Genomic DNA, 21662 nt, shown 5'->3' on the forward strand with positions numbered 1-21662 from the left:
TCAGTTCTCCAGCGGTGACGGGGTGAGCAGGCGGCGGAAGATCTCGGTCGCGGCGTCGAGCTCGGCCAGCGGCACGCCCTCTTCCCAGGCGTGCGAGAAGCGGGCGTCGCCGGGGCCGAAGACCAGGGCGGCGTCCGCGAAGGAGGCCAGGACACCGGCTTCGCTTCCGTAGGAGAAACCTTCCGGCTCGCAGCGACCGGCGACCTGGCGGACGTGGCCGAGGAACTCGGCGACGAGGGGGGTGTCCACGTCGGCCGCGTTGGGCGGGGAGACGAAGGTCAGCTCGTCCATGACGAAGTCGGTGTCGATCAGGGTGCGCAGGTCGCGGTCGACCTGTCGCGCGAAGGCCCGGCCTCCGGCCTCGGAGGGGGGCGTCGCTTCCGGCAGGAATCGGCCGTCGAACCAGACGACCACCTCGCGCGCGGCGAGGTTCATGCCGCCGTCGCTGGCGATGCGGGTCACCGTCACGGTCGGCGCCCCCAGCATCGGCGCGGGGGGCTGCCCGGCGTAGCGGCGGTTGAGCACGCCCACCGCCTCGACCAGCCGGGCTGCCTCGGTGATCGCCGTCTTCTCCGTCGGATAGGCGGCGTGGGCAGCGGGGCCGCTCACCCGCCAGGAGCCACGCACGATGCCCTTCTGCGTCACGACCGGGATCAGGTTGCTGGGCTCGCCGGTGATCGCCAGCGTGGGCCTGACCTGCAGCGCCGCCAGGGCCTTGACGCCCAGCATCAGGCATTCCTCGTCGAGGGTCGCCACCAGGTGGGTCTCGCGGCGGTGCTCGGCGCGGGCGGCCGTGAGGAAGGCCGTGGTCATGGCGGCCAGCACGCCCTTGGCGTCGGCGCTGCCCCTGCCGTACAGCATGCCGTCCTTGACGACGGCCTGGTAGGCGGCGTGGGGACCGCCGGCGGGGTAGGTGTCCATGTGGCCGGTCAGCATGACGACCGCGTCGTCGGCCTCTCCCGCGCGGGCGATACGGGCGACCACGTTGCAGCGGCCGTCCTTGACCTCCTGCAACTCCGCGTCGACGCCCTCGGCGCGCAGGTAGTCGGCCAGGAAGGCGGCGACCCGGCGTTCGTCGTCGTCCGGTGTGGCGCCGGGCAGCAACGGGTTGACGCTGGGGATGCCGACCAGGCCGGCCAGGAGCTCAGCCGCGCTCAGCATCGCTGCCCGCACAGTCGCTCGTGGGCCCGGCGTCACTGTCCGCGGAGGCGTCGGCGTCGGGGCCCATGTGGGCGATCATGGCCTTGGTGACCTCGTCGCGGCCCATCGTGCCGTCGATCACGGTGAGCTCGTCGCCCAGCCGCTCGTACGTCCCGGTGATCGACTCGATCCGCGCGGTCGTCTTCTCCTCGTGCTTCAGCTTGTCCCCGTCACGGGCACGCAGGCGCCGCACCAGGTCCTCGGCGGGCAGACGCAGGTAGAACGCGTGGTCAGGACGCGGGACGCCCTCGTTGATCGTGACGAGGAAGTCGAGATCGACCCCCCGGTGCACGAAGACGCCGAACGTGGCGTAGACGTAGCGGTCGCAGAGCACGACCGCTCCCCTGGCCAGCGCCGGGTCCACCACCTCCATGACGTGGCGTCGGCGGTCGGCCGCCGACAGCAGGGCCAGCACGTGCGCGGTCTCGGCCGAGCCGCCCTGGTCGTGGAAGACCTGGACCTCGGACAACTCGCGGTACCAGTCGGTGGGCTGCCTGGTTTCCACCACCTCGCGGCCCTGGGCGCGGAAATGGTCGCCCAGCCGCTCGATCTGGGTGGTCTTGCCGGAGCCGTCGAAGCCGACCACGGAAATCAGCAGGCCGCGGCCGCCGCGCTCGCGGCGGAAAACCCGCTCGATGCTCATTTCTTCAGCTCCCGGATGCAGTCGTGAATGGCGAGGCCGGTTTCTGAGAAAATCTCGGCGGCGTGCGGGGAAATCAATTCCAGGTCGATTTCGTGGCGCTCTCCCGTTTCTTTGAGGCGCTCCGCGAAATCGGCTCGTTCCGCCTCCGCCGGCAGGTCTCCGGCGAGCAGGGCGGTGTAGACCTGGCATTCCATGGACTCGGTGTAGAGCCCGTGGAAGGCGTCGTAGAGGGCGCGCGGGTCGTCGCCGCCGACATAGCCGGAGAGCGAGTCCTCGGGGTCGCCGGTGAAGAAGTCGCCCCGGCTCAGGGTGGCCTCGCTGAAGAGCACGTGGCCGCCCTGGTGGGTGAGCTGCTCGACGAAGTAGGCGGGACCCGCGCCGGCCGGGGTGTTGAGGAAGATCATGCCGTGCATGCCGAGAGCGGCGAAGGACTCGGCGTCCGGGTGGCGGAAGAGCAGCACCGCCCTGAGCGACTCGGTGAGCGCCTCGTGGAAGACCGGGCGCACCGCCGCGATCAGGGCCAGGGCCCGCTCCAGGGCGGGCAGGTGGGAGGCGGGATCCTCGACCAGGCTGAGCTCCTCCGGCCGGTCCAGGTTGTCCGCCAGGAAGGCGGCCAGGATCGGGTCCAGGCCGGTGACCAGCTCGATTGTCGTGCCGGGCACGACGGTCACGTCGCGGGGGCCGTGCAGCAACCCGGTGAGGGTCGCGCGGTCGATGCCGCCCTGGGCGAGCTGGGTGTAGAGGCGGGGCTCGAAGTAGGCGGCGGTCTGCGCCTGCTCCACCTCGGGCTCGGCCTCGTGGGACAGCATCCGCATGGCCTCGGCCAGCTCGGCTCGGCCTTCGCGGCGCCGGTCCCCGAGGATCTCGTCGAGGAGCATGTTCTTCTCTCACTCACCTTCCGGACCACGGCGGCCGGCCTCGCGCGGCGGCCGCCGTGATCGTGTCGGACTACTTGCCGCCGTTCTGGCAGCCACGCTTGACGGCGCCAGTGGACAGCTGGCGAAGAACGTCGGCGGAAATCTTCTTCATTGCTAACCTCCCATCGGGTCTTCTCGGTCAGAAGTCATTCAACAGAGCGGCGTTTTAGCGCGTCAACGGTGTGCAATTGCGGGTGCCAAGATTTCCGTCTGGCGCAAAAGCGGATCGGGTGCGGAGGCGTGTTTTGGAAAGGTGCGGCAGGTCTTTTCCACTCCTGTCGAGTGAGGAGTGCGAAACAATTCTTAATCCAGGGATCCGCCGGGATCGTGGGTCGGCTCGCCGGCGCGCAGGGTGGCGACCACCCGCACGCCGAAGCCGCGCCCGGCGAACGGCGTGTTGGCGCTCCTGCCGTAGAGGTCGACCGGGCCGTGGGCGTCGGGGTCCACGAGGCAGAGGTGGGCGGGCTCTCCCACGGCGATCGGACGGCCGTGGCGGTCGCCGATCCCGGCCAGCCGGGCCGGCTCCGTGGACATGACACGGGCGAGGTTCTCCCACGACGAACCGTCGCGGGCGGGCCACAGGCCTTCCATGGCCTCGGCCACCACCGGCAGGGCGGTTTCCAGGCCGATCACCCCGAAGGGCGCCTGGGGCCACGGCAGGGCCTTCCTGTCCGCCGGGTGCGGCGCGTGGTCGGTGGCGACCACGTCGATGATCCCCTCGGCCAGCGCTTCTCGCAGCGCGAGCACGTCGTCGCGCGACCGGAGCGGCGGGTTCATCTTGAACCTCGGATCTCGTCCCGCCGCGTCCGCCTCGGTCAGTGCCAGGTGGTGCGGCGTGACCTCGGCGGTGACCGGAAGCCCCCGGCTCCTGGCCCATCGCAGCACCTCGACGCTCGCACGGGTGGAGACATGGCAGACGTGCAGCCGGGCGTCGGTGTCGGCGGCGAGCAGCACGTCGCGCGCGACGATCACCGCCTCGGCGAGGGCGGGCCACTCCTGGACGTCCAGCACCACGCCCGTGCGGTCGAGCGCCCGGGTGTCGCCTCCGGCCAGCACCGGGTCCTGGGCGTGCTGGGCCACCAGGAGCCCGTGGCCGCCCGCGCGCCGCAGCGCCGTACGCATCAGGACGGGGTCCGACAGACATCGGCCGTCGTCGGAGAACACCCGTGCGCCGGCCTCCGCCATCGCCTCCATGTCCACCAGCGAGCCCCCGGCCAGGCCGTGGGTGATCGCCGAGACCGGGTGCACGTCGGCGTGCGCTCTGGCCGCCAGGATCCGCCTGACCAGGGCCGGGGTGTCGACCACCGGATCGGTGTTGGCCATCGCCACCACCGCCGTGTATCCGCCCGCGGCGGCGGCCCGGGTGCCGGTCAGGATGGTCTCGCCCTCCTCGCCACCCGGTTCTCGCAGGTGGGTGTGGAGGTCCACGAAGCCGGGGAGCAGGACGAGGGACCCCGGCGTGACGGCCGGGGTGATCGACGTGATGATCCCGTCCTCGATCAGCACGTCCATGGGAGCTGCGCCGTACGGCCTGACTCCGCGCAGGAGACGGCGGGTCACGGTGTGGCCGGGCGGTAGCGGAAGACAGGGCCGTCGGCGCAGACGAGCGGGGCTTCGGCCTGGGCGGTGCGGGCGCCGGTGGAGCAGCCGTGGCAGTAGCCCAGGCCACAGGCCATCGGCGCTTCCAGGGCGATCTGGACCTCGGCGGTGTGGGCGTGGTCGGCAGCGAGCTGCTCCAGCCGCGCGGAGCCGCAGGCGGTCACGTAGGTGGGGGCGAAGTCCAGGTCCCTGAGGAGTTCGGGGGCGCTGGTCCCGCTCTCGTCGTCGACGCGGAGCACGCGCACTCCGGCCGCGTCCAGCTCTTCCGTGCCGACGACGGCCTGCGGGGTCCTGCCGCTGGCCACGACCAGGACATCCCATCCGGCCGCGTGCAACTCGCGGCCGAGCAGGCTCAGCGAGCAGATCCCGATGCCCCGGCCGAGCAGCAGCGCCCGGCCGGGGGCGGACGGCGGCGGGGCGAACGGGCGGCCGAGCGGCCCGAGGGTGCCGACCGTGGCGCCCGGACGCAGCGCGGCCATCTCGCGCGTGCCGACACCGACGACGCCGTAGATGATGTCGATCGTGCCCGTCTCCGGGTCGACGTCGTGCACGGCCATCGGGCGGGGCAGGGCCAGGACGGGCGAGGAGATCGTCAGCATGACGAACTGACCGGGCCTGGCGCGCTCGGCGGCGAGCGGGGCGGCCAGCCGCAGCCGATGGTAACGGTCGGCCAGGTGGACGTTGCTCAGCACCGGGGCGTCGATCCAGGTGGGCTGGACCTCCTCGCTCGCCGGAAGCACGTCCAAGAAGCCAGTGGTGATCATGAAGTTCCTTCGTCGGAGAGCCGGAGCAACGCGCTCAGCAGGACGTCCACGCCGGTGGCCAGTTCCTCCGGCGAGGTCCACTCCTCCGGCACGTGGCTGACGCCCGACCGGCTGGGCACGAAGAGCATGCCGGCTGGAATGATCTTGTTGATGATCTGCGCGTCGTGGCTCGCACCGCTGGTCATCACCCGGTACGCGGCCCCGTGGGAGGCGGCGGCGGCGGTGAGCACGTCGCGGATCCACAGCGGCAGCACGACCGGCGAGGAGTCGCCGATCAGCCGGTAGTCGAGCCGTACACCCCGGTCGTCCCCCGCTGCCTGCGCGTGCCTGACGATCTCGGCCGCGGTACGGCGCTGCCGGTCGCTGTCCACGTCGCGCACGTCGAGGGAGAGGGAGACCTGACCGGGAATGGTCGTGACGGAGCCGGGGCTGACGCGCAGCTCGCCCACGGTGGCCCGGGTGCCCCGGTGACGGGCGTCACCGGCGACGGCGTCGGCGGCGAGCACCACCTGGGCGGCGGCGACCAGCGCGTCCGAGCGGCCAGCCATAGGGGTCGCCCCGGTGTGGGAGGGCCTGCCGATCAGGTCGAGACGCAGCCGGGTCGAGCCGGACACGGTGTCCACGACGCCGATGGGCAGTCCGGCACGTTCCAGGACGTCGCCCTGCTCGACGTGGAGCTCGACGAAGGCGTACCAGTCCTGCGGATCCCAGCGGGCCTCACCCGTCAGGGCGGGGTCCAGGCCGACGCCGCGCATCGCCTCGGCGACGCTGACGCCGTCGGCGTCCTTCAAACGCTCCAGGTCGTCCGGGGTGTTGAGCCCGGCGGCCAGGCGGCTGCCCAGGCAGGCCAGGCCGAAGCGGGCTCCTTCCTCCGCCGCGAAGGCGACGAAGCGCAGGGGGCGACGATGGTGCAGGTCGTCGGAGTCGGCCAGGATGGTGGCGACCTCCATGGCGGCGACCACCCCCGCGATGCCGTCGAACCTGCCGCCCCTGGGCACGCTGTCCAGGTGGGAGCCGGTGCCGAGAGCGGGCAGGTCCTCGCTGCCCTGCCGTTCGGCGATGGTGTTGCCCGCGGCGTCGGACCAGACCTTGAGTCCCAGGGCGCTCATGTGGTCGGCGAAGACCTCGTGGGCCTGGCGTTCGAGCGGGGTGTAGGCCAGGCGGGTGACGCCGGGGCCGGCATCGCTGATCGTCGCGAGGCGGTCGATCAGCGCGGCCAGCCGCGCTGGATCGGCATATTTCATGACAGCTCCACTGCTGCGATGATCTTCGGGGTTTGCTGCAGCGCGAGCCCCGCCAGCACGGTCTCCGCCCCCGCCGCCCCGGCCAGCGCGGCCGCGGACGCTCCCGTGGAGACCACGGCGACCACCAGCACCGCCTTCTCGCCGGGGAACAGATCACCCATCGGGACGTCACCCAGCACGGCGAAAGGCACGCCCGTCTCCAGCGCCAGCGCCGCCGCCAGCGGCAGGCTGCCCGGCGAGCACACCAGCCGGTCGGTGCCGGGCGGGACGTGCGCGGCCAGCAGCGACGCCATGCGCCGCAGGATCGACGGCCGGGTCAGCATGGCCGACAGCTCCAGGCGTCCGCTCTGCCGTACCACCGCGTTGACCACGTCCTGACGGAGCTCGGCCCGGCGGACCTCGATGCTCTGCACGTCGAGCGGGGTCTCGACGGGGAAGCTCACAGCGTCACCCTCCTCAGCGGCGCGGCGGCCGGTTCCATCTCCGGAAGGTCGTCCCAGACGGCCGCCGGTCCCGCCTGCACGTAGCCGAGGTCCTCCGACATCCGCTGCGCGGCGCGCAGCACCAGGTCCCGGAAGACCTCACGCTGCCCGGGACGCTCCGAACGGTGGGAGGGCGTGGCCAGCGTCACGCTCGCGTACACGCGGCCGGTCGACGTGCGGATCGGCGCGGAGACCGCCCACACACCCCTGTCGAGCTCGTCGTCGCAGGTGTCGTAACCGCGCTGCCTGATCAGCGCCAGCCGCTCGGTGACCTCGGCCAGCGTGGCCGGGGTGTCCTCGGTGAACGGCGTCAGCGACCTCGACTCCAGCAACTGGAGCGTGGCCTGGTCCTCCAGGAAGGCGAGGATGGAGCGCGCCGACGCGGCGGCGTGCAGCGGCATCTCCTGACCGATCCGCACGAACAGCCGCAGAGGGTGCAGCCCTTCCACCAGCGCGGTGCAGACCGCCCGGTCGCCGAAGATCTCGGTCAGGAAGGCGGTCTCCGCCGACTGCTCCACCAACGTTCCCAGCTCCGGGTGCGGCGTGACCAGCGACGGGTTGCGGCCGCGGCCCCGCTCGGTGAGTCCACGTGCCTCGACGCCCAGGAAGTAGCGGCGGTTGGTGGGCGAGCGGCTGACGAAATGTTGCTCCTCCAGGACCGCGAGCAGCCGGTGCATGCTGCCCAGCGGGATCTCCAGCTCCAGGACCAGCTCTTGAAGGGTCATGCCCTCCTTGGCGGCGGAGATGGCCTTGAGGACGTTGAGCGCTCTGACGATCACCTGCATCTTGCGCACACTCCCGTTCTACGCGGTTGCCAGGGTTCCGACGAGATCGTCGACGTCGCGCGCACCGAGCCGGTCGAGCAGGGCGGGAAAGGCCTCGACGATCTCGGACATCACGGTGGGCCGGGTGAAGTTCGCGGTGCCGACCTGCACCGCCCTGGCCCCGGCGACCAGGAACTCCGCGGCGTCCCGCACGGAGCCGATCCCGCCGCACCCGATCACGGGGATCCGTACGGCACGCGATGCCTGCATCACCAGGCGCAGCGCCAGCGGTTTGATGGCGGCCCCCGACATGCCCCCGGTGACGTTGCCGAGCAGCGGGCGGCGGCTGTCCAGATCGACCGCCAGGCCCACGAAGGTGTTGGCCACCGTCAGCGCCTCGGCTCCCGCATCCTCGGCGGCGCGGGCGATCTCGGCGACGGAGGTCACGTTGGGGGTCATCTTCACGATGACCGGCCGGTCGCCGCCCCTCTCCCTGACCCCCCGGGTGATGGCCTCGATGGCGCGCGGATCGGTGCCGATGTCGAGGCCGCCGTGTTCCAGGTTGGGGCAGGAGACGTTGACCTCGAAGGCGGCGAACTCCTCGTCGGCCAGCCCGGCGGCGACCTCCAGGTAGTCGCGGACGGCCAGTCCGCCGATGCTGACGATCACCTTGGGCCCGAGCGCCCGGTAGGCGGGCAGGGTCCGCTCCCGGAAGCCGGTGAGACCGGGGCTGGGGATGCCGACCGCGTTGAGCATGCCCGCGCGGGTCTCGGCCAGCCGTGAGGCCGGATTGCCCGACCGCAGATCGCTGAAGACGGTCTTGGTCACGACGGCGCCGAGCCGGTCCATCGCGGTCACCGTGCGTAACTCGGGACCGAAACAACCGGAGGCCGGCATCACCGGGCTGCACAGGTCGAGGCGGCCCAGACGCACCGCGGTTCTCCGCATATTCGCAACTCCAGAAATACACTTTCCATAACTGGTAAGCCCCGATCGCGAGAATCGGGGCTTACAGTCCTATCAGGATTCCTGGCCATTTCTTCGAAATGGAAAAAGCTGCTCAGGCCTTTTCATCCGCCGCGGTCACCGTCGTTCCGCCGGCGGCGGCGTAGGCGTCCGTGACAGGGCTGGTGACCAGGCTCGCCACCGCCACCGCATGGCCGTGGCGGTTGCGTACGAGCCCGAGGAGGGCGTTCAGCTCCTTGTCGGTGCGGAAGGCGTCGGCGAGCACCGCCACACGCGCGCCCTCGGGCAGACGCGTGGCGAATTCGAGGATGCCCGCCACCTCGACGGCGGCCACGCAGCTCACGCCCAGGGCTCGGGCGACGACATGACCCAGCACCGCGTCCTCCACGCCCTCCCAGAACACGAGCACGTCCGGCTCGAGTCCGGCGAGGCGGGCAGCCAGCGTCCGGCCCGCCTCCTCGGCCGCGGCCGGGTGGGTCAGCACGTCGGCCTTCTCCTGGCCGTCCAGCAAGGTGGCGAGAGCCTGCTCAACCTGTGTCCGCATGGACGTCTTCCTCCTTCAGGTCGGCGGCGGGCCACCGTCGCCGGTCGTCCGAGTAGCCGAGCTCGGCGGCGATCACGGCCGCCGTCTCGATCGTGAGATCCCTGATTCCGGCCCTGACGGAGGGTTCGGCCACCTGGGAGGCGTGACCGGCCACGGTGACGGTGGCGGTCAGGGTCCTGGCCCCGTCGCGCACGGGGACCGAGAGGGTCCAGATGCCCGACTCCCATTCGTCGAAGCCGACGCCGTACCCGTGTTTCCTCGTCTCCTCCAGATGGGCCCAGACCGCCTCGACCGTCGCCGGCGTCCTGGCGGTGTAGCGGTTGAACTCCCATCCGCTGAGCAGGCGCCACACCTCGTGCCTGTCCAGGTCGAGCAGGAGTGTCCGCGCGGCGGCCGAGGCGTGCCAGGGCAGCCTCGCCCCGACCTGCGCGCTGGTGGAGACACCCGCTCCGCGCACGCCCAGCGGGTCGAGCCTGGCCGTGCAGACCGCCCGGCCGCCGTAGTTCTCCGCGACCACCACGGCATGCCCGGCGGCTCTGGCGAGCTCCCGCAGGTGGTCGTAGGCGACGCCGAGCAGCGTGTGCCGCCCGGTCTGGCCGAACCCGGCGGTGGTGGCCGCCGGTCCGATGAAGTAGCGCCGGTTGCTCGGCGACCGGGCGACGAACCCCTCCTCCTCCAGCGTGGGCAGGAGCCGGTGCACGCTCGCGATCGGCACGGAGATGGCCGTGGACAGGTCCTGCAGGGTCAACCCGCACTCCACCCGGGCCAGGGCGCCCATGACCTGGAGTGCGCGGACAAGAGGTTGCACGGGGGCCCTCCTAGTCGGCGAGCGCGACGCCCTTACGTTCGGGAATGAGCAGCATGGCGACCATTTCCAGGACGTACAGGGCGGCGAGCGCCCCGATGGCGATGGCGAACCCGTGCTCGGTGGCGACCAGCGCGACCACCACGGGGGCGAAGGCGCCGACGCCCCGGCCGAGGTTGAACAGAACGTTTTGCGCGAGCGACCTGATCTGCGTCCGGTAGCTCTCGGCCATCAGCGCGCCGAGCCCGCCCAGCATGCCGTTGACGAAGAAGCCCATCACCGCGCCGCCGAACAGGAGCGCGACCTCGTTGCTGAGCTGGCTGTAGACCAGGAGGCTGACCACGGCTCCCGCCTGGTAGGCCCAGAAGGTGGGCCGGCGGCCGAACTTGTCGGCGAACTGGCCGAACAGGAAGATTCCGGCCATCATTCCGACGACGGTGACGGCGGTCCACAGGCTCGACTTGGTCAGTCCGAGCCCCAGCGAGTCGCTCAGATAGGTCGGCAGCCAGGTCATCACGCCGTAGTAGCCGAAGTTCTGCACCGAGCAGAGGACCAGGATGCCGATGGTGGCCATCGTGGTGGGCCGGTCGGCGAAGAGCATCTTGAGCTGGGTGCCGAAGCTCGGTTTCGGTTCCGTGCTGGCCCGCTGGAAGATCTCCGGCTCACCGATGCGCTTGCGCACGACGAAGGCGATGACCGCGGGGACGGCGCCGATGGCGAACAGGCCGCGCCAGCCGAACTGCGAGATGGCCCAGGGCGAGATGAAGGCGGCGGCGAGCACGCCGACCTGCCAGCCGATGCCGACCAGCGCGGTGGCCCTGGCGCGCTTGGCCGCGGGCCACGCCTCGGCCGCCAGTGTCATGCCGATGCCGAACTCGCCGCCGAGGCCCATGCCGGCGATGAAGCGCAGGACCGCGAGGGATTCCAGGTTCGGTGATAGCGCGCACAATCCGGTGAAGACGGCGAAGAGGATGATCGACCAGGCCAGCATCTTGGCCCGGCCGAACCGGTCGGCGAGCACCCCGAACAGGACGCCGCCGACGACGGCGCCCCACAGGGTGACGGAGGTGAGCGCACCCGCTTCGGCCTTGCTCACCCCGAAGCTCTGGGCGATCGCCAGCATGCCGAAGCTGAGGATCAGAAGGTCGAAGCCGTCCATGGCGTAGCCGGAGGCGGAAGCGAAAATGGCGCGCTTCGCATATCCGTCGGACGTGTTCTTGGGCGTTGGTGCGGAGGAGAGAACGGGGGTGTCTGACATGACCACTCGTCCAGGAAGAAGGGGGGTGGATTTCCTAGTTTCCACTTAACGGAAACATCACTTCCATAACTGGAAGGAGTATTGCAGTCCGTTATTGAGGCAGTCAAGGGAGCACGAAGTTCACAACAGAGCGTTACTGCTGTGAAGAAAGAATCCCTTTTGTTGCCATTTGCCCGGATCTTGTGAGCGTCGGGCACGGCGCAGGTGATCATGGCGGAGCGTGGTCAAGGCAGGCTCCGGCGGTCGGGGTGGCTCAAGCGGGACACACGCCCGCGAGCTCTACCCCGCGATGAACGCGGTCGGCTAGACCAGGAAGTCGAGGATCCTCAGCGGATCGGGCAGCGGGCGGTGGTCGGGCGCCCGCAGCCACGTGGCCGAGCGGCCGCCCGGCAGGGTCGAACCGGGAGCGAGCACGTAGCTGTCACGGCAGTGCCAGCGCAGCCCCGGCGTGTCCTCGATGGCCGAGGGCACGCAGTCGAGACTGCACGACCACCACTCGTCCTCGTCGTCCGGGTTGCCACGGGTGGCCACATAAAACAGAACCCGGTCGCCGTTCTCGGCGACCGGGCCTGTGAAGACGCCTGCGGCGTCGATGCGGGAGAGGGCGGAGAGCCCGTGGGCGGCGGGTACGTCGAAGACGTCGAAGACCCTGCCCGTGGGAAGAATCACATTCGCCTCGGCCTCACGCTGCCACCACAGGGTGAGCATCGCGGTGTCCGTCGTGGCCTGCACGTTCCAGGCGGGCGAGAGCGGATGCTGACCGGGGTCGGGACAGCCGATGCGGTCACACGAACACGCCCGCGTGCCGTGGCGCATGGGATGCGCGCCGGGAGCGCACGCCCAGCCCAGAGCCGCATAGCCGAGCACGATGTCGATGCGGGTGGGGTGCGCGACCCGTTTCCTGGTGCGCCGGGCAAGAGGTACGCCGACCATGCTTCAACTCCCATCCGAAATCTGGAGTGGTCCAGACCCCGGGCAGAAACGCACACGAGAAGCCTTCACATGGGACACACCCGCACTGTTCTGTGCACTCTAACGCACAGGCCTCAGCACCTGAGGGGAAACCCCCGGTTAGAGACTCCGCGCCACCTCGGTCGCCCAGTAGGTGAGGATCAGATCGGCCCCCGCGCGCCGGATGGCGACGAGAGACTCCATGATCGCCCGCTCCCGGTCGATCCAGCCGTTGGCCGCGGCCGCCTCGATCATGGCGTACTCACCGCTGACCTGGTAGGCCGCAACGGGAACGTCGGACATGGCCTTTACCTGATGCAGGATGTCGAGGTAGGCCAGGGCGGGCTTGACCATGACGATGTCGGCGCCCTCCTCGATGTCGAGCGCGACCTCGCGCAGCGACTCGCCCCGGTAGCCCGCGGGGTCCTGCTGGTAGGCGTTGCGGTTGCTGAAGTTCGCGGGCATCTCGACGGCCTCACGGAAAGGCCCGTAGAAGCCCGAGGCGAACTTCGCCGAATAGGCCAGGATCGCGACGTGCGGGTGGCCGGCGCGGTCGAGCGCCCGCCTGATGTAGCCGACCTGGCCGTCCATCATGCCGCTCGGGGAGATCAGCTGCGAGCCCGCCTCGGCCTGCGCGACCGCCATCGAGGCGTAACGTTCCAGCGTCAGGTCGTTGTCGACCTCTCCCGACGGCGTGAGCACGCCGCAGTGGCCGTGGTCGGTCACCTCGTCGAGGCAGGTGTCGGCGCCGACCACCAGGGCGTCGCCCACCTCGGCGGCCAGGTCGCGCAGCGCCACCTGGGTGATGCCCTCGGGATCGTCGGCCGCCGAGCCGTACCCGTCCTTCTCCTCGGGGATGCCGAAGAGCATCACGCAGCCGACGCCCGCCTCGGCGGCCTCGTGGGCCGCCTTGCGCAGGGAGTCGCGGGTGTGCTGGACGACGCCCGGCATGGCACCGACCGGCCGGGGCTCGGTCAGCCCTTCCTTCACGAACAGCGGCAGGATCAGCTCCGACGGGTGCAGCCGCACCCCGGTGACCATGCGGCGCAGCGCGGGGGTACGGCGAAGCCTCCGCGGTCGCGCCGCGGGGAACTGGCTAGTCATAGAACGAACCTCTACTTGAGTCGGCGGCGCGCCCCTCGACGCGTCTGAGAGGGCCGCCGGGGAACATCGCCCGCAGCGACGGCGGCCTGTCGTCTCTTCTGACCGTACTCCGCGAGCGCCGCGGCCAGGGCGGAAGCCGAAGGTTTGTCCGCCATCACGTCGACGCGCAGCCCGAACTCCTCGGCCGTCTTGGCCGTCTGCGGCCCGATGACCGCGATGACCGTGACGTTGTGCGGCTTGCCCGCGATGCCGACGAGGTTCCTGACGGTCGACGACGAGGTGAACAGCACCGCGTCGAAGCCGCCGCCCTTGATGGCCTCGCGGATCGGCTGGGGCGGCGGGGCCGCGCGCACGGTCCGGTAGGCCGTCACGTCGTCGCACTCCCAGCCCAGCTCGGTCAGACCGGCGATGAGCGTGTCGGTGGCGATGTCGGCGCGCGGCAGCAGCACCCGGTTGATCGGGTCGAGCATCGAGTCGTAGGGCGGCCACTCGGCCAGCAGGCCTTCGGACGACTGCTCGCCGGTCGGCAGCAGGTCGGGCTTGACCCCGAACTCCACCAGCGCCTGCGAGGTCGCCTCGCCCACGGCGGCCACCTTGAGCCCGGCGAAGGCGCGGGCGTCGAGGCCGTACTCCTCGAACTTCTCGCGGATCGCCTTGACCGCGTTGGCGCTGGTGAAGGCGACCCACTCGTAGCGTCCGGTGACCAGGCCCTTGATCGCCCTGTCCATCTGCTGCGGGGTGCGCGGCGGCTCGACCGAGATGGTCGGCACCTCCTCGGGCACCGCGCCATAGGACCGCAGCTGCTCCGACAGGCCCGCTGCCTGCTCCTTGGTGCGCGGCACCAGCACCCGCCAGCCGAACAGCGGCCGGGTCTCGAACCACGACAGCCGGTCGCGCATGCCGACGGCGTCGCCGACGACGATCATCGCGGGCTCGGTGAAGCCGGCGTGCTTGAGGTCGGGCTGCATGCGGCCGAGCGTCGTCACGACGGTGTACTGCTCGGTCGTCGTGCCGGCGCTGGAGACCGCGGCGGGCGTCGAGTCGGGCTTGCCGCCCGCGATCAGCGCCTTGGCGATCGGCACGGCCTGGTCGATGCCGTTGTAGATGACCAGGGTGCCGGGGCAGGCGGCGTGGGAGGCCCAGTCCTGCTCCATGGCCGCGTCGACGACCCTGAACTCGGGTACGGCGGCCGCCGGCGGGATGCCCGCGTAGGTGAGCACGGCGGTCGCGGGCGGCACCCCCGGGACGATCTCGAAGTCCACCTCCGCGGCTGCGCACGCCGCGGCCTCCTCGGAGATCGAGGAGAACAGCATCGGGTCACCCTCGCACACGCGCACGACGAGCTTGCCCGCCTTGGCGCGCGGGATGTAGTCGCCCGCGAGGACCTCGACCCCCTCGCGGCAGTGCTGCAGCAGCGGGCCGAAGGCGTCCTCGTCGAGGACCACCACGTCGGCCTTGCCCAGCAGCTCGGCACCGCGCAGGGTCAGCAGGTTGGGGTCGCCGGGGCCGGCTCCCACGAAGGCCACGAACGCTGTGGTTGGACTATCGGCGGTCAATGGGAATGCTCCCCCATCAATCTGTCGGCCCCCTCGGCCAGCATCTGCGCCGCCAGCAGGCGGCCCAGGCGTGCGGCGTCCGAAGAGGAACCGGCGGCGGACTTGCGAACCGCCCGCGTGCCGTCGATGGCGACGACAGCGGCGGTGATGTTCAGAGTGTGCCCGTCGTCGAGCGCGAAGGCACCCACCGGAGCGGAGCAACCGGCTTCGAGCGCGTTGAGCACGGTGCGCTCGGCGACCACGGCGTTGCGGGTCCGCTCGCAGTCGAGCACGCTGAGGAACTCGATCAGGTCGGTGCGCTCGGCCAGGCACTCCACGGCCAGCGACCCCTGTCCGGGGGCGGGCAGCAGCTCCTCGACCTCGAAGATCTGGGCGACCTCCGCCTGCCTGCCGAGCCTGGTCAGCCCGGCGCTGGCCAGGACGACCGCGTCGAGCTCGCCGGAGTGCACCTTGCCGATGCGCGTGTCGGCGTTGCCGCGGATCGGGACGTACTCCAGATCGGAGCGCAGGGCACGCAGCATCGCGATGCGCCGCGGTGAGCCGGTGCCGACCTTGGCGCCCGCGGGCAGGTCGGCGAGCTTGGCGGTGCCGACGAGGGCGTCGCGGTGGTCGTGGCGCTCCGGCAGGGCCGCGAGCACGAAACGGTCGTCCTGCTTGGTCGGCAGGTCCTTCAGCGAGTGGACCGCGAAGTCGACCTCGCCCTCGACGAGCTTGTCGCGCAGGGCGCTGACGAACACGCCCGTGCCGCCGAGCTGGGCCAGATGGGCCTTGGTCACGTCGCCGAACGTCGTGATGCCGACCAGCTCGATCGCCTGGCCGGTCCGCTCCGTGTAGAGGTCGGCGACCATCTGCGACTGGGTGGTCGCCATGAGGCTCTTACGGGTGCCGAGTCTCATCCCTCCACCTCTCTGACCGCTTCCGGCATCTTCGGGTCCAAATCGAACAGCTCGCGCAGAGCTTCCGCATAATGATCGCCCGCCGGGGACGTCGCGAGCCGCTTGACACGCACAGTTGGCTCGTGAAGCAGTTTGTCGACGACCCTCCTGACGGTCTGGGCGACCTCGTCGCGCGCCTTGTCGTCGAGGTCCGGCATGCGCATCATGAGGCGTCCGAGCTCGGCCTCGACCACGTCGGCCGCCTTGCTGCGCAGCGCCACCACGGTCGGCGTCACCCGGGCGGCGCGCTCGGCGCCGAGGTAGGCCTCCAGCTCCTGCGCGACCAGCCGCCTGACGGCCTGGACCGCCTCGCCGCCGGCGCCGATGCCGGACTCCTTGATCGTCTCGAGGTCGATCAGGGTCACGCCGGGCAGCTCGCGCACCGCGGGATCCACGTCGTGCGGCATCGCCAGGTCGAGCAGGACCACCGGACCGGTGATCATCGAGGTGGTGATCAGGTGCCTGCCCGCCCCCGTGCAGGTGATCACCAGATCCACGTCGTCGAGCCGTACGTCGTCGAGCCCGATCGCCCGGCCACCGGCCTCCTGCGCCAGCCGTACGGCCTTGTCGTAGGTCCGGTTGGCCACCACGATCTCGCCCGCGCCCGCGCGCCGCAGCGTCGCGACCGCCAGGCCGCTCATCGCACCCGCCCCGACGACCAGCGCCCGCTTGCCCTCGACCGGCCCGCCCAGCTCCAGTCCCGCGCTCACCAGCGACGGCCCCGCCCGGTCCAGGTCGGTCTCGGCGTGCGCCTTCTTGCCCACGCGCAGCGCCTGCTGCACCAGCTCGTTCAGCACCGCGCCGACGGTGCCGCACTCCTGCGCCAGCCGCAGCGCCTGCCGCACCTGGCCCAGGATCTGGCCCTCGCCCACGACCATCGAGTCGAGCCCGGCGGCCATCGAGAACAGGTGCTCGACCGCGCGGTCCTCGTAGTGCACGTAGAGGCTGCGGGTCAGCTCGTCGGCGCCGACCCCGGTGTGTACGGCGAGCAGCTCGGTGATCGCGTTCAGCGCCGCGTGGAACCTGTCCACCGCGGCGTAGACCTCGACCCTGTTGCAGGTCGAGACGACCATGACCTCGGCCACGCAGACGTCCTGCTGGACGTCGAAGAGCAGCTTCTCCAGCCGCTCGCCGCCCAGCGAGACACGCTCAAGCAACGCCACCGGAGCGGTCCGGTGGCTCAGTCCAACCACGAGAACGCTCATTGGTTCTCCACGGCCATGAGTGGCCCCCCACTTTCGCGATCCGCTTTGCGCTGCTCGTGGAACGCAAGGATCTGCAGCTCGATCGATAGGTCGACCTTACGGACTTCGACGCTCTCCGGCACGGAAAGCACGACGGGGGCGAAGTTCAGGATGCTGGTGACTCCGGCGTTGACCACGCGATCGCACACCGCCTGTGCCGCCTGGGCCGGGGTCGCCAGGACCACGATCGACACCCCTCGCCGTTTGATCACGGTTTCAAGTTCGTCGATGTGGACAACATTCAACCCCGCGATGGTGTCGCCCACCACTTCGGGGTCGGCATCCAGGAGCGCCGCCACCCGGAAACCCCGGGAGACGAAGCCGCCGTAGTTCGCCAGCGCGCGACCGAGGTTACCCACTCCCACGATCGCCACCGCCCAGTCCTGGGTCAGGCCCAGCTCCCTGGAGATCTGGTAGACGAGGTACTCGACCTCGTAACCGACGCCGCGCGTGCCGTACGAGCCCAGGTGGGACAGGTCCTTGCGCAGCTTCGCCGAGTTCACGCCCGCCGCGGCGGCCAGATCCTCCGAACTGACCGTGGCGATCCCGCGTTCGGCCAGCCCGGTCAGCGCCCGCAGGTACAGCGGCAGCCTTGCCACCGTCGCCTCGGGAATGCCGCGGTCACGGGTCGGAGAGGGGCGACGGGACACGGAGCTCCAGGTCGTGCGGGCGATCCCCGTGGTGGGGATCGCGTCAATGAAATCGAACCATCCTTCAGGTTAATCCCTTTGTGAACCGACGCACAAAGTCAGTGGATAGTCTGGGGCTATGCATCGCGTCACCCTCCTCGGCAAGCCGGGCTGCCATCTGTGCGACGACGCCCGCTCGGTGATCTCCAAAGTGGCCGGCGAGCTGGGGGTTTCCTGGGAAGAGATCGACATCGAGTCGTCCCGGGAGTTGTACGACAAGTACTGGGAGATGATCCCGGTGACGCTGGTGGACGGGGTGCAGCACGACTTCTGGCGTGTCTCGGAAGACCGCCTGCGCGCGGCGCTGTCGGGGTGATGGCTGGCCGGCTTGTCGGCAATGTCGCTGAGTTCTCGAGCGTCGGCTGGCGCTCACCCCCATGCCAGGCCCTCGTCCCCGACGCCGACCGACGTGCGGAAGCCGAGCGTGAGTTGTCGGTTGGGAAGCGGTTGTGAGGGTGAGTTCCACGAACCTGATCCCGGCAGCGAGATCACGGCACCCCCTTGGGTCTGGTGCTGAACAGGCCAGGAAACCTGGCGGTTGGTGTTGGAGAAGCACCCGCGTCCTCTAGCGACCGGAGTACGCCACACAGTTGCCCGTTCCGGCGGCAGTGTGGCCCGAGATGGCTGATCGCCGCCCGCCTTGGGTGAGCGCTGCCAGGTTCGAACCGCTTCACCACGGGGTGCGCGGGCGGAGCGAGGCCCTCCAGGGGTCGCGGCCTCGGCGCGACTGGAAGCAACAGCCTGAGCCGCCTGGCGCGTAGCGCCCGATGCGAAGCCCTTCTGCGGGGCTACAGGCGACGGAGGAGGGCTGTAGAGGAGGACTGCGGCAAGGCTGGCCGAGGGATGGGCGATGGGGCGATCTGGAGCGTTAGGGCGCCCTGGAGGATAGCCACCGACGGCCGGGCGCCAACGACAGCGCGTCAGAACATCGCCGTGGGGAGCGGCATCACCTTGGCCGCGTTCACATTGAGCTCGATGACGTTGGTCGCCAGCACCATCGCCTGGCGGTCGTTGACGAACCGCACGACGTGCGGCTGCCGCTGGTGGTCGGCGTAGGCGACCTCGTCGCGGTAGAGCTCGTAGATGATGCGCTGCAGCGGCGCCGACTTCACCCCGTGGCAGACGTAGATGAGCGTGTCGGGCTCGCTGCGCCGTACGGCCTCGACGGTGTCGTCGGCGAGCCGGTCGAAGGCGTCGCCCGAGCCGTCCATGAGGGTGAAGACGGTGAGCATGCCGAAGATGTTCGGCGAGGGGCGGGTGGAGCCCCCTGGAGCTGCCTGGATCTCGGCGCCGGGGTAGAAGGCGCCGGTGGCGGGAGCGGGGGCGACGGGCTCGGCGGGGAAGGCGGCGTGCGGGCCGGTGCGCGGGGCCCGGTAGTCGCCGGGGATGTGCTGCGGCGCGCCATGACGCCCGTATTCGCCGGACGCCGCGGCGCCCGCGCCGTAACCGGCGGCCGCGCCGGTGGCACCGCCCGCGCCGTTGGCACCGCCCGCGCCGTAACCGGCGGCCGCGCCGTAGGCACCGGTCGCGCCGTACTCGCCGGCGCCGCCGGCGCCGTCGGCCGGGCCGTAGCCCGTCGTGCGCGACGAGCTGACCCGCTCGAACTCCGGCGGGAGCGAGCCGTAGTCGCCGCCCGCGAACATGCCCGTGGCGGGACCGGCGTCGAAGGACTCGGCGCGGGCGGGAGCGAGCTCGTTGTCGCCCGCGCGGTACTCGGCCACCAGGTCGCCCAGCCCGGACGAGGATCGGCGGGGCGAAACGGCCGGTGTGTCCACGGCGCGCTTCGCGTAGGCGCGATCGATGTCGTCATCCTCCTCGTCGTCTTCGTACGGCGCCAGCGGGCGCAGCACGGAGTACCAGATGCCCGCGCCCGCCACGAGCAGCAGCGCGGTGGTGAAGATCGGCGGCACGGTGAACCTGAGCGCGCCCAGCAGCGCGAGCCCGGAGGGTGCGATGACCAGCGCCGCGTGCAGGTTGTCAGTGTCGTACTCGTCGCCGGTGCGCCAGCGCAGCGCCGCCACCACGATGCACGTGATCATGATCAGCGTGACCAGGACGTGCACGCCGAACAGCAGGGATCCGGGGATGATCGCCCAGTGCGCGCCGCCGGTCGGCAGCGTGTTGCCCGTCACGGTGGCCTTCAACGGGTCGAAGACCATCACCACGGAGGCCACGACGGTCAGGGCGATGCCGAACAGCCATCCGGCGAACTTGACGGGCACCCGCTCGGCCAGCAGCTGGACGAGGCCGATGGCCATCCACAGGGGCGCCAGCAGCGAGCCGCCGAGCTGGAAGATCTTGAAGGTCACGATGCCGAAGCCCATCAGGCAACCCGTGCCCACCGCCGCGAGCGCCAGAGCCAGGGCGATCGCTGCAACGGTCCAGGCGATGAGATACCCCTCCGCCTCCTCGCGCAGGCGGCTTATCAGCGCGCCCGCGGCGATGACGGCGAGCAACGCGCCGGCGAACGCCAATACAGCAACAAGGATCTCCATGATGACTCCAATGCTGCCTGACAAGACCTCCCAGCGGATAGCCGAAGAGGGGAAACGGGTTGCGCCACACGTTATCTGGAGCCCGCCGGTGCCCATGCCAGCGTGCTCAACTCAGCATGTTGGTGCATTGTGGAATTCCTGCTTGATTTCTAGAGTGTTCGAGCACGCCGAACCCCCAGGGATGCCGGATGCCAGAAGCACCACTCGCGGGCACGTTCGCCGGGACTCTCACCAAGCCGACCCGGGCGAGCGAGCCTGCCGTGCGCGAAGACGAGCTGCGCACCCTGGTCTTACGCGCCAAGACCGGTGACAGCGACGCCTTCGGAACGCTCTATGACCGATATCTGGATCTGGTCTACCGCTACATCTACTTCCGGGTGGGTTCCCACCCGCTCGCCGAGGATCTCACCAGCGAGACCTTCCTCCGCGCGCTTCGCAGAATCACCGACTTCACCTGGCAGGGCCGTGACTTCGGAGCCTGGCTCGTGACCATCGCGAGAAACCTGGTCACCGATCATTTCAAGTCCGGGCGTTACCGCCTGGAGGTGGCCACGGGAGAGGTGCTCGACGTCCCCCTGGACGGCGCGCACATCCCGGAGAACGCCGTGGTGACCGCGCTGGTCAACGACCACCTGCTGCGTGCCGTACGGGATCTCAACCCCGAGCAGCAGGAGTGCATCGTGCTGAGGTTCCTGCACGGGCTCTCCCTTGCGGAGACCGCGCTGATCATGGGGAAGAAGAGTGGAGCGATCAAGGCGCTGCAGTTCAGAGCCGTCCGTGCCCTCGCCAGAGCACTCAGAGCCGACCTGGCGTAACCTCCCCCGGCGACCTGTCGTTAGGCACTGTGCACCCGTGGATCTTCCGGGAAGAGGGGGACATGCGTAAGCGCAGGGCTCAGGAGGAGCGCCTCCTGGCCCAGCTGTCGGAGCTGGGAGCGGGACCGCTGGGCGGCGACCCCGACGCGGACTTCCGCGCGCGGTTGCGCCGCCAGCTGATGGCCGCGCGCCCGGAGACCGGCGACGCGCCCTCGGCGGCCAGGGCGCCGGTCCGCCGCCGCGCCTCCTGGTTGTCGCAGCTGGCGACCGCGGGCCTGGCCGCCTCGATGATGCTCTCGGCCGTGCTGACCTACCACTCGGTGCCGGGCGACGCGCTCTACCCGCTCAAGCGGGCCGCGGAGGACACTCTCGTACGGCTCAGCGCCGACCCGGTCGACCGCGCCGAACGCGAGCTGGTGTCGGCCCAGACGCGCGCCGAGGAGCTCAACGCGCTGCTGCACTCCCCCACGGGCGGCCCGCACGTCTCCGCCACGCTCAAGGACATGGCCGAGTCGACCAGGTCGGGCATCAGCAAGCTGCCCCGCTCGGCGGAGATCAAGAAGTTCGCCGAGACCCAGCGCAACATGATCGAGCCGATGCTCGACCAGATGGACGGCGATCAGCAGCAGCAGGTCTACGGCTACCTCGACTACATCGCCGAGCTCGAAGCCCCTCAATGAGACCCCT

At 70.4% G+C, this 21662-nt stretch carries 22 protein-coding genes; 3 read left to right on the top strand and 19 right to left on the bottom strand.

All coding sequences use genetic code 11. The annotated features are described in order from the left end of the window. The 18 genes from HNR30_RS12870 to HNR30_RS12955 form a co-directional block, all read right to left on the bottom strand. Positions 1-1173 (bottom strand): M20 family metallopeptidase, encoded by a 1173-nt coding sequence (locus HNR30_RS12870; protein ID WP_181610075.1) that lies wholly within the window; start codon positions 1171-1173, stop codon positions 1-3. Then, entirely contained in the window at positions 1145-1843 is a 699-nt protein-coding gene (gene tmk / locus HNR30_RS12875; RefSeq protein WP_181610076.1) for a dTMP kinase, read from the bottom strand. The genes HNR30_RS12870 and tmk overlap by 29 nt, the downstream gene beginning before the upstream one ends. Further along, positions 1840-2721, bottom strand: a complete 882-nt coding sequence (locus tag HNR30_RS12880; RefSeq protein WP_181610077.1) for a hypothetical protein — start codon at positions 2719-2721, stop codon at positions 1840-1842. The genes tmk and HNR30_RS12880 overlap by 4 nt, the downstream gene beginning before the upstream one ends. Positions 2722-3063: 342 nt before the next feature. After that, entirely contained in the window at positions 3064-4272 is a 1209-nt protein-coding gene (locus HNR30_RS12885; RefSeq protein WP_181610078.1) for a dihydroorotase, read from the bottom strand. A 44-nt stretch (positions 4273-4316) separates the two neighbouring features. After that, positions 4317-5123: an iron-sulfur cluster-binding protein gene (locus HNR30_RS12890; protein ID WP_181610079.1), complete on the bottom strand. Its 807-nt coding sequence runs from the start codon at positions 5121-5123 to the stop codon at positions 4317-4319. Further along, on the bottom strand, positions 5120-6367 hold the full coding sequence (locus HNR30_RS12895; protein ID WP_181610080.1) for a Zn-dependent hydrolase: 1248 nt from the start codon (positions 6365-6367) through the stop codon (positions 5120-5122). The genes HNR30_RS12890 and HNR30_RS12895 overlap by 4 nt, the downstream gene beginning before the upstream one ends. After that, positions 6364-6810, bottom strand: a complete 447-nt coding sequence (locus tag HNR30_RS12900; protein WP_181610081.1) for a hypothetical protein — start codon at positions 6808-6810, stop codon at positions 6364-6366. The genes HNR30_RS12895 and HNR30_RS12900 overlap by 4 nt, the downstream gene beginning before the upstream one ends. Continuing rightward, complete coding sequence (locus HNR30_RS12905) at positions 6807-7634, bottom strand: IclR family transcriptional regulator (protein WP_181611071.1); 828 nt, start codon at positions 7632-7634, stop codon at positions 6807-6809. Before HNR30_RS12905 ends, HNR30_RS12900 begins: the two co-directional genes overlap by 4 nt. Before the next feature lie 18 nt (positions 7635-7652). Beyond that, positions 7653-8561, bottom strand: a complete 909-nt coding sequence (locus HNR30_RS12910; RefSeq protein ID WP_181610082.1) for a dihydroorotate dehydrogenase — start codon at positions 8559-8561, stop codon at positions 7653-7655. Positions 8562-8673: 112 nt separating this feature from the next. Beyond that, positions 8674-9123: a hypothetical protein gene (locus HNR30_RS12915; RefSeq protein WP_181610083.1), complete on the bottom strand. Its 450-nt coding sequence runs from the start codon at positions 9121-9123 to the stop codon at positions 8674-8676. After that, on the bottom strand, positions 9107-9931 hold the full coding sequence (locus HNR30_RS12920) for an IclR family transcriptional regulator (RefSeq protein WP_181610084.1): 825 nt from the start codon (positions 9929-9931) through the stop codon (positions 9107-9109). The genes HNR30_RS12915 and HNR30_RS12920 overlap by 17 nt, the downstream gene beginning before the upstream one ends. A gap of 10 nt (positions 9932-9941) precedes the next feature. Then, positions 9942-11186: an MFS transporter gene (locus HNR30_RS12925; protein WP_181610085.1), complete on the bottom strand. Its 1245-nt coding sequence runs from the start codon at positions 11184-11186 to the stop codon at positions 9942-9944. A gap of 303 nt (positions 11187-11489) precedes the next feature. Then, positions 11490-12119 (bottom strand): bifunctional DNA primase/polymerase, encoded by a 630-nt coding sequence (locus HNR30_RS12930; protein ID WP_181610086.1) that lies wholly within the window; start codon positions 12117-12119, stop codon positions 11490-11492. 138 nt (positions 12120-12257) lie between these two features. After that, positions 12258-13241 (bottom strand): porphobilinogen synthase, encoded by a 984-nt coding sequence (hemB, locus tag HNR30_RS12935; protein ID WP_181610087.1) that lies wholly within the window; start codon positions 13239-13241, stop codon positions 12258-12260. An 11-nt stretch (positions 13242-13252) separates the two neighbouring features. After that, positions 13253-14758 (bottom strand): bifunctional uroporphyrinogen-III C-methyltransferase/uroporphyrinogen-III synthase, encoded by a 1506-nt coding sequence (locus tag HNR30_RS12940; protein ID WP_181611072.1) that lies wholly within the window; start codon positions 14756-14758, stop codon positions 13253-13255. 35 nt (positions 14759-14793) lie between these two features. Then, positions 14794-15693 carry a hydroxymethylbilane synthase gene (hemC, locus tag HNR30_RS12945; RefSeq protein ID WP_181610088.1) on the bottom strand — a complete coding sequence of 300 codons (900 nt, stop codon included), beginning with the start codon at positions 15691-15693 and terminating at the stop codon, positions 14794-14796. Then, positions 15690-16937 (bottom strand): glutamyl-tRNA reductase, encoded by a 1248-nt coding sequence (locus tag HNR30_RS12950; protein WP_181610089.1) that lies wholly within the window; start codon positions 16935-16937, stop codon positions 15690-15692. The genes hemC and HNR30_RS12950 overlap by 4 nt, the downstream gene beginning before the upstream one ends. Continuing rightward, positions 16934-17626 (bottom strand): redox-sensing transcriptional repressor Rex, encoded by a 693-nt coding sequence (locus tag HNR30_RS12955; protein ID WP_181610090.1) that lies wholly within the window; start codon positions 17624-17626, stop codon positions 16934-16936. The genes HNR30_RS12950 and HNR30_RS12955 overlap by 4 nt, the downstream gene beginning before the upstream one ends. 118 nt (positions 17627-17744) lie before the next feature. Here HNR30_RS12955 and HNR30_RS12960 point away from each other — a divergent pair, with 118 nt between their 5' ends. Then, positions 17745-17981, top strand: coding sequence for a glutaredoxin family protein (locus HNR30_RS12960; protein WP_181610091.1), 237 nt, complete (start codon positions 17745-17747; stop codon positions 17979-17981). Between the two features lie 604 nt (positions 17982-18585). On the opposite strand, the gene HNR30_RS12965 is transcribed toward HNR30_RS12960, so the two are convergent. Next, positions 18586-20160: a putative quinol monooxygenase gene (locus HNR30_RS12965; protein WP_181610092.1), complete on the bottom strand. Its 1575-nt coding sequence runs from the start codon at positions 20158-20160 to the stop codon at positions 18586-18588. A gap of 188 nt (positions 20161-20348) precedes the next feature. On the opposite strand from HNR30_RS12965, the gene HNR30_RS12970 reads away from it, so the two are divergent. After that, a complete protein-coding gene (locus HNR30_RS12970; protein ID WP_181610093.1) occupies positions 20349-20975 on the top strand; it encodes a sigma-70 family RNA polymerase sigma factor in 627 nt (208 codons plus the stop codon). A gap of 62 nt (positions 20976-21037) precedes the next feature. Next, entirely contained in the window at positions 21038-21655 is a 618-nt protein-coding gene (locus HNR30_RS12975) for a DUF5667 domain-containing protein (RefSeq protein WP_181610094.1), read from the top strand. Positions 21656-21662 lie beyond the last annotated feature (7 nt).

Source organism: Nonomuraea soli, from assembly GCF_013761175.1.
Taxonomy (GTDB): domain Bacteria; phylum Actinomycetota; class Actinomycetes; order Streptosporangiales; family Streptosporangiaceae; genus Nonomuraea; species Nonomuraea soli.

Bases quoted from the DNA above. Each gene is read 5' to 3' on its own strand.
- HNR30_RS12910 (WP_181610082.1), bottom strand. From the start codon at position 8,561: ATGCGGAGAACCGCGGTGCGTCTGGGCCGCCTCGACCTGTGCAGCCCG.
- HNR30_RS12965 (WP_181610092.1), bottom strand. From the start codon at position 20,160: ATGGAGATCCTTGTTGCTGTATTGGCGTTCGCCGGCGCGTTGCTCGCC.
- HNR30_RS12930 (WP_181610086.1), bottom strand. From the start codon at position 12,119: ATGGTCGGCGTACCTCTTGCCCGGCGCACCAGGAAACGGGTCGCGCAC.
- HNR30_RS12905 (WP_181611071.1), bottom strand. From the start codon at position 7,634: ATGCAGGTGATCGTCAGAGCGCTCAACGTCCTCAAGGCCATCTCCGCC.
- HNR30_RS12890 (WP_181610079.1), bottom strand. From the start codon at position 5,123: ATGATCACCACTGGCTTCTTGGACGTGCTTCCGGCGAGCGAGGAGGTC.
- HNR30_RS12960 (WP_181610091.1), top strand. From the start codon at position 17,745: ATGCATCGCGTCACCCTCCTCGGCAAGCCGGGCTGCCATCTGTGCGAC.
- HNR30_RS12895 (WP_181610080.1), bottom strand. From the start codon at position 6,367: ATGAAATATGCCGATCCAGCGCGGCTGGCCGCGCTGATCGACCGCCTC.
- HNR30_RS12880 (WP_181610077.1), bottom strand. From the start codon at position 2,721: ATGCTCCTCGACGAGATCCTCGGGGACCGGCGCCGCGAAGGCCGAGCC.
- HNR30_RS12925 (WP_181610085.1), bottom strand. From the start codon at position 11,186: ATGTCAGACACCCCCGTTCTCTCCTCCGCACCAACGCCCAAGAACACG.
- HNR30_RS12950 (WP_181610089.1), bottom strand. From the start codon at position 16,937: ATGAGCGTTCTCGTGGTTGGACTGAGCCACCGGACCGCTCCGGTGGCG.
- HNR30_RS12915 (WP_181610083.1), bottom strand. From the start codon at position 9,123: ATGCGGACACAGGTTGAGCAGGCTCTCGCCACCTTGCTGGACGGCCAG.
- hemB (WP_181610087.1), bottom strand. From the start codon at position 13,241: ATGACTAGCCAGTTCCCCGCGGCGCGACCGCGGAGGCTTCGCCGTACC.
- tmk (WP_181610076.1), bottom strand. From the start codon at position 1,843: ATGAGCATCGAGCGGGTTTTCCGCCGCGAGCGCGGCGGCCGCGGCCTG.
- HNR30_RS12975 (WP_181610094.1), top strand. From the start codon at position 21,038: ATGCGTAAGCGCAGGGCTCAGGAGGAGCGCCTCCTGGCCCAGCTGTCG.
- hemC (WP_181610088.1), bottom strand. From the start codon at position 15,693: ATGAGACTCGGCACCCGTAAGAGCCTCATGGCGACCACCCAGTCGCAG.
- HNR30_RS12970 (WP_181610093.1), top strand. From the start codon at position 20,349: ATGCCAGAAGCACCACTCGCGGGCACGTTCGCCGGGACTCTCACCAAG.
- HNR30_RS12885 (WP_181610078.1), bottom strand. From the start codon at position 4,272: ATGGACGTGCTGATCGAGGACGGGATCATCACGTCGATCACCCCGGCC.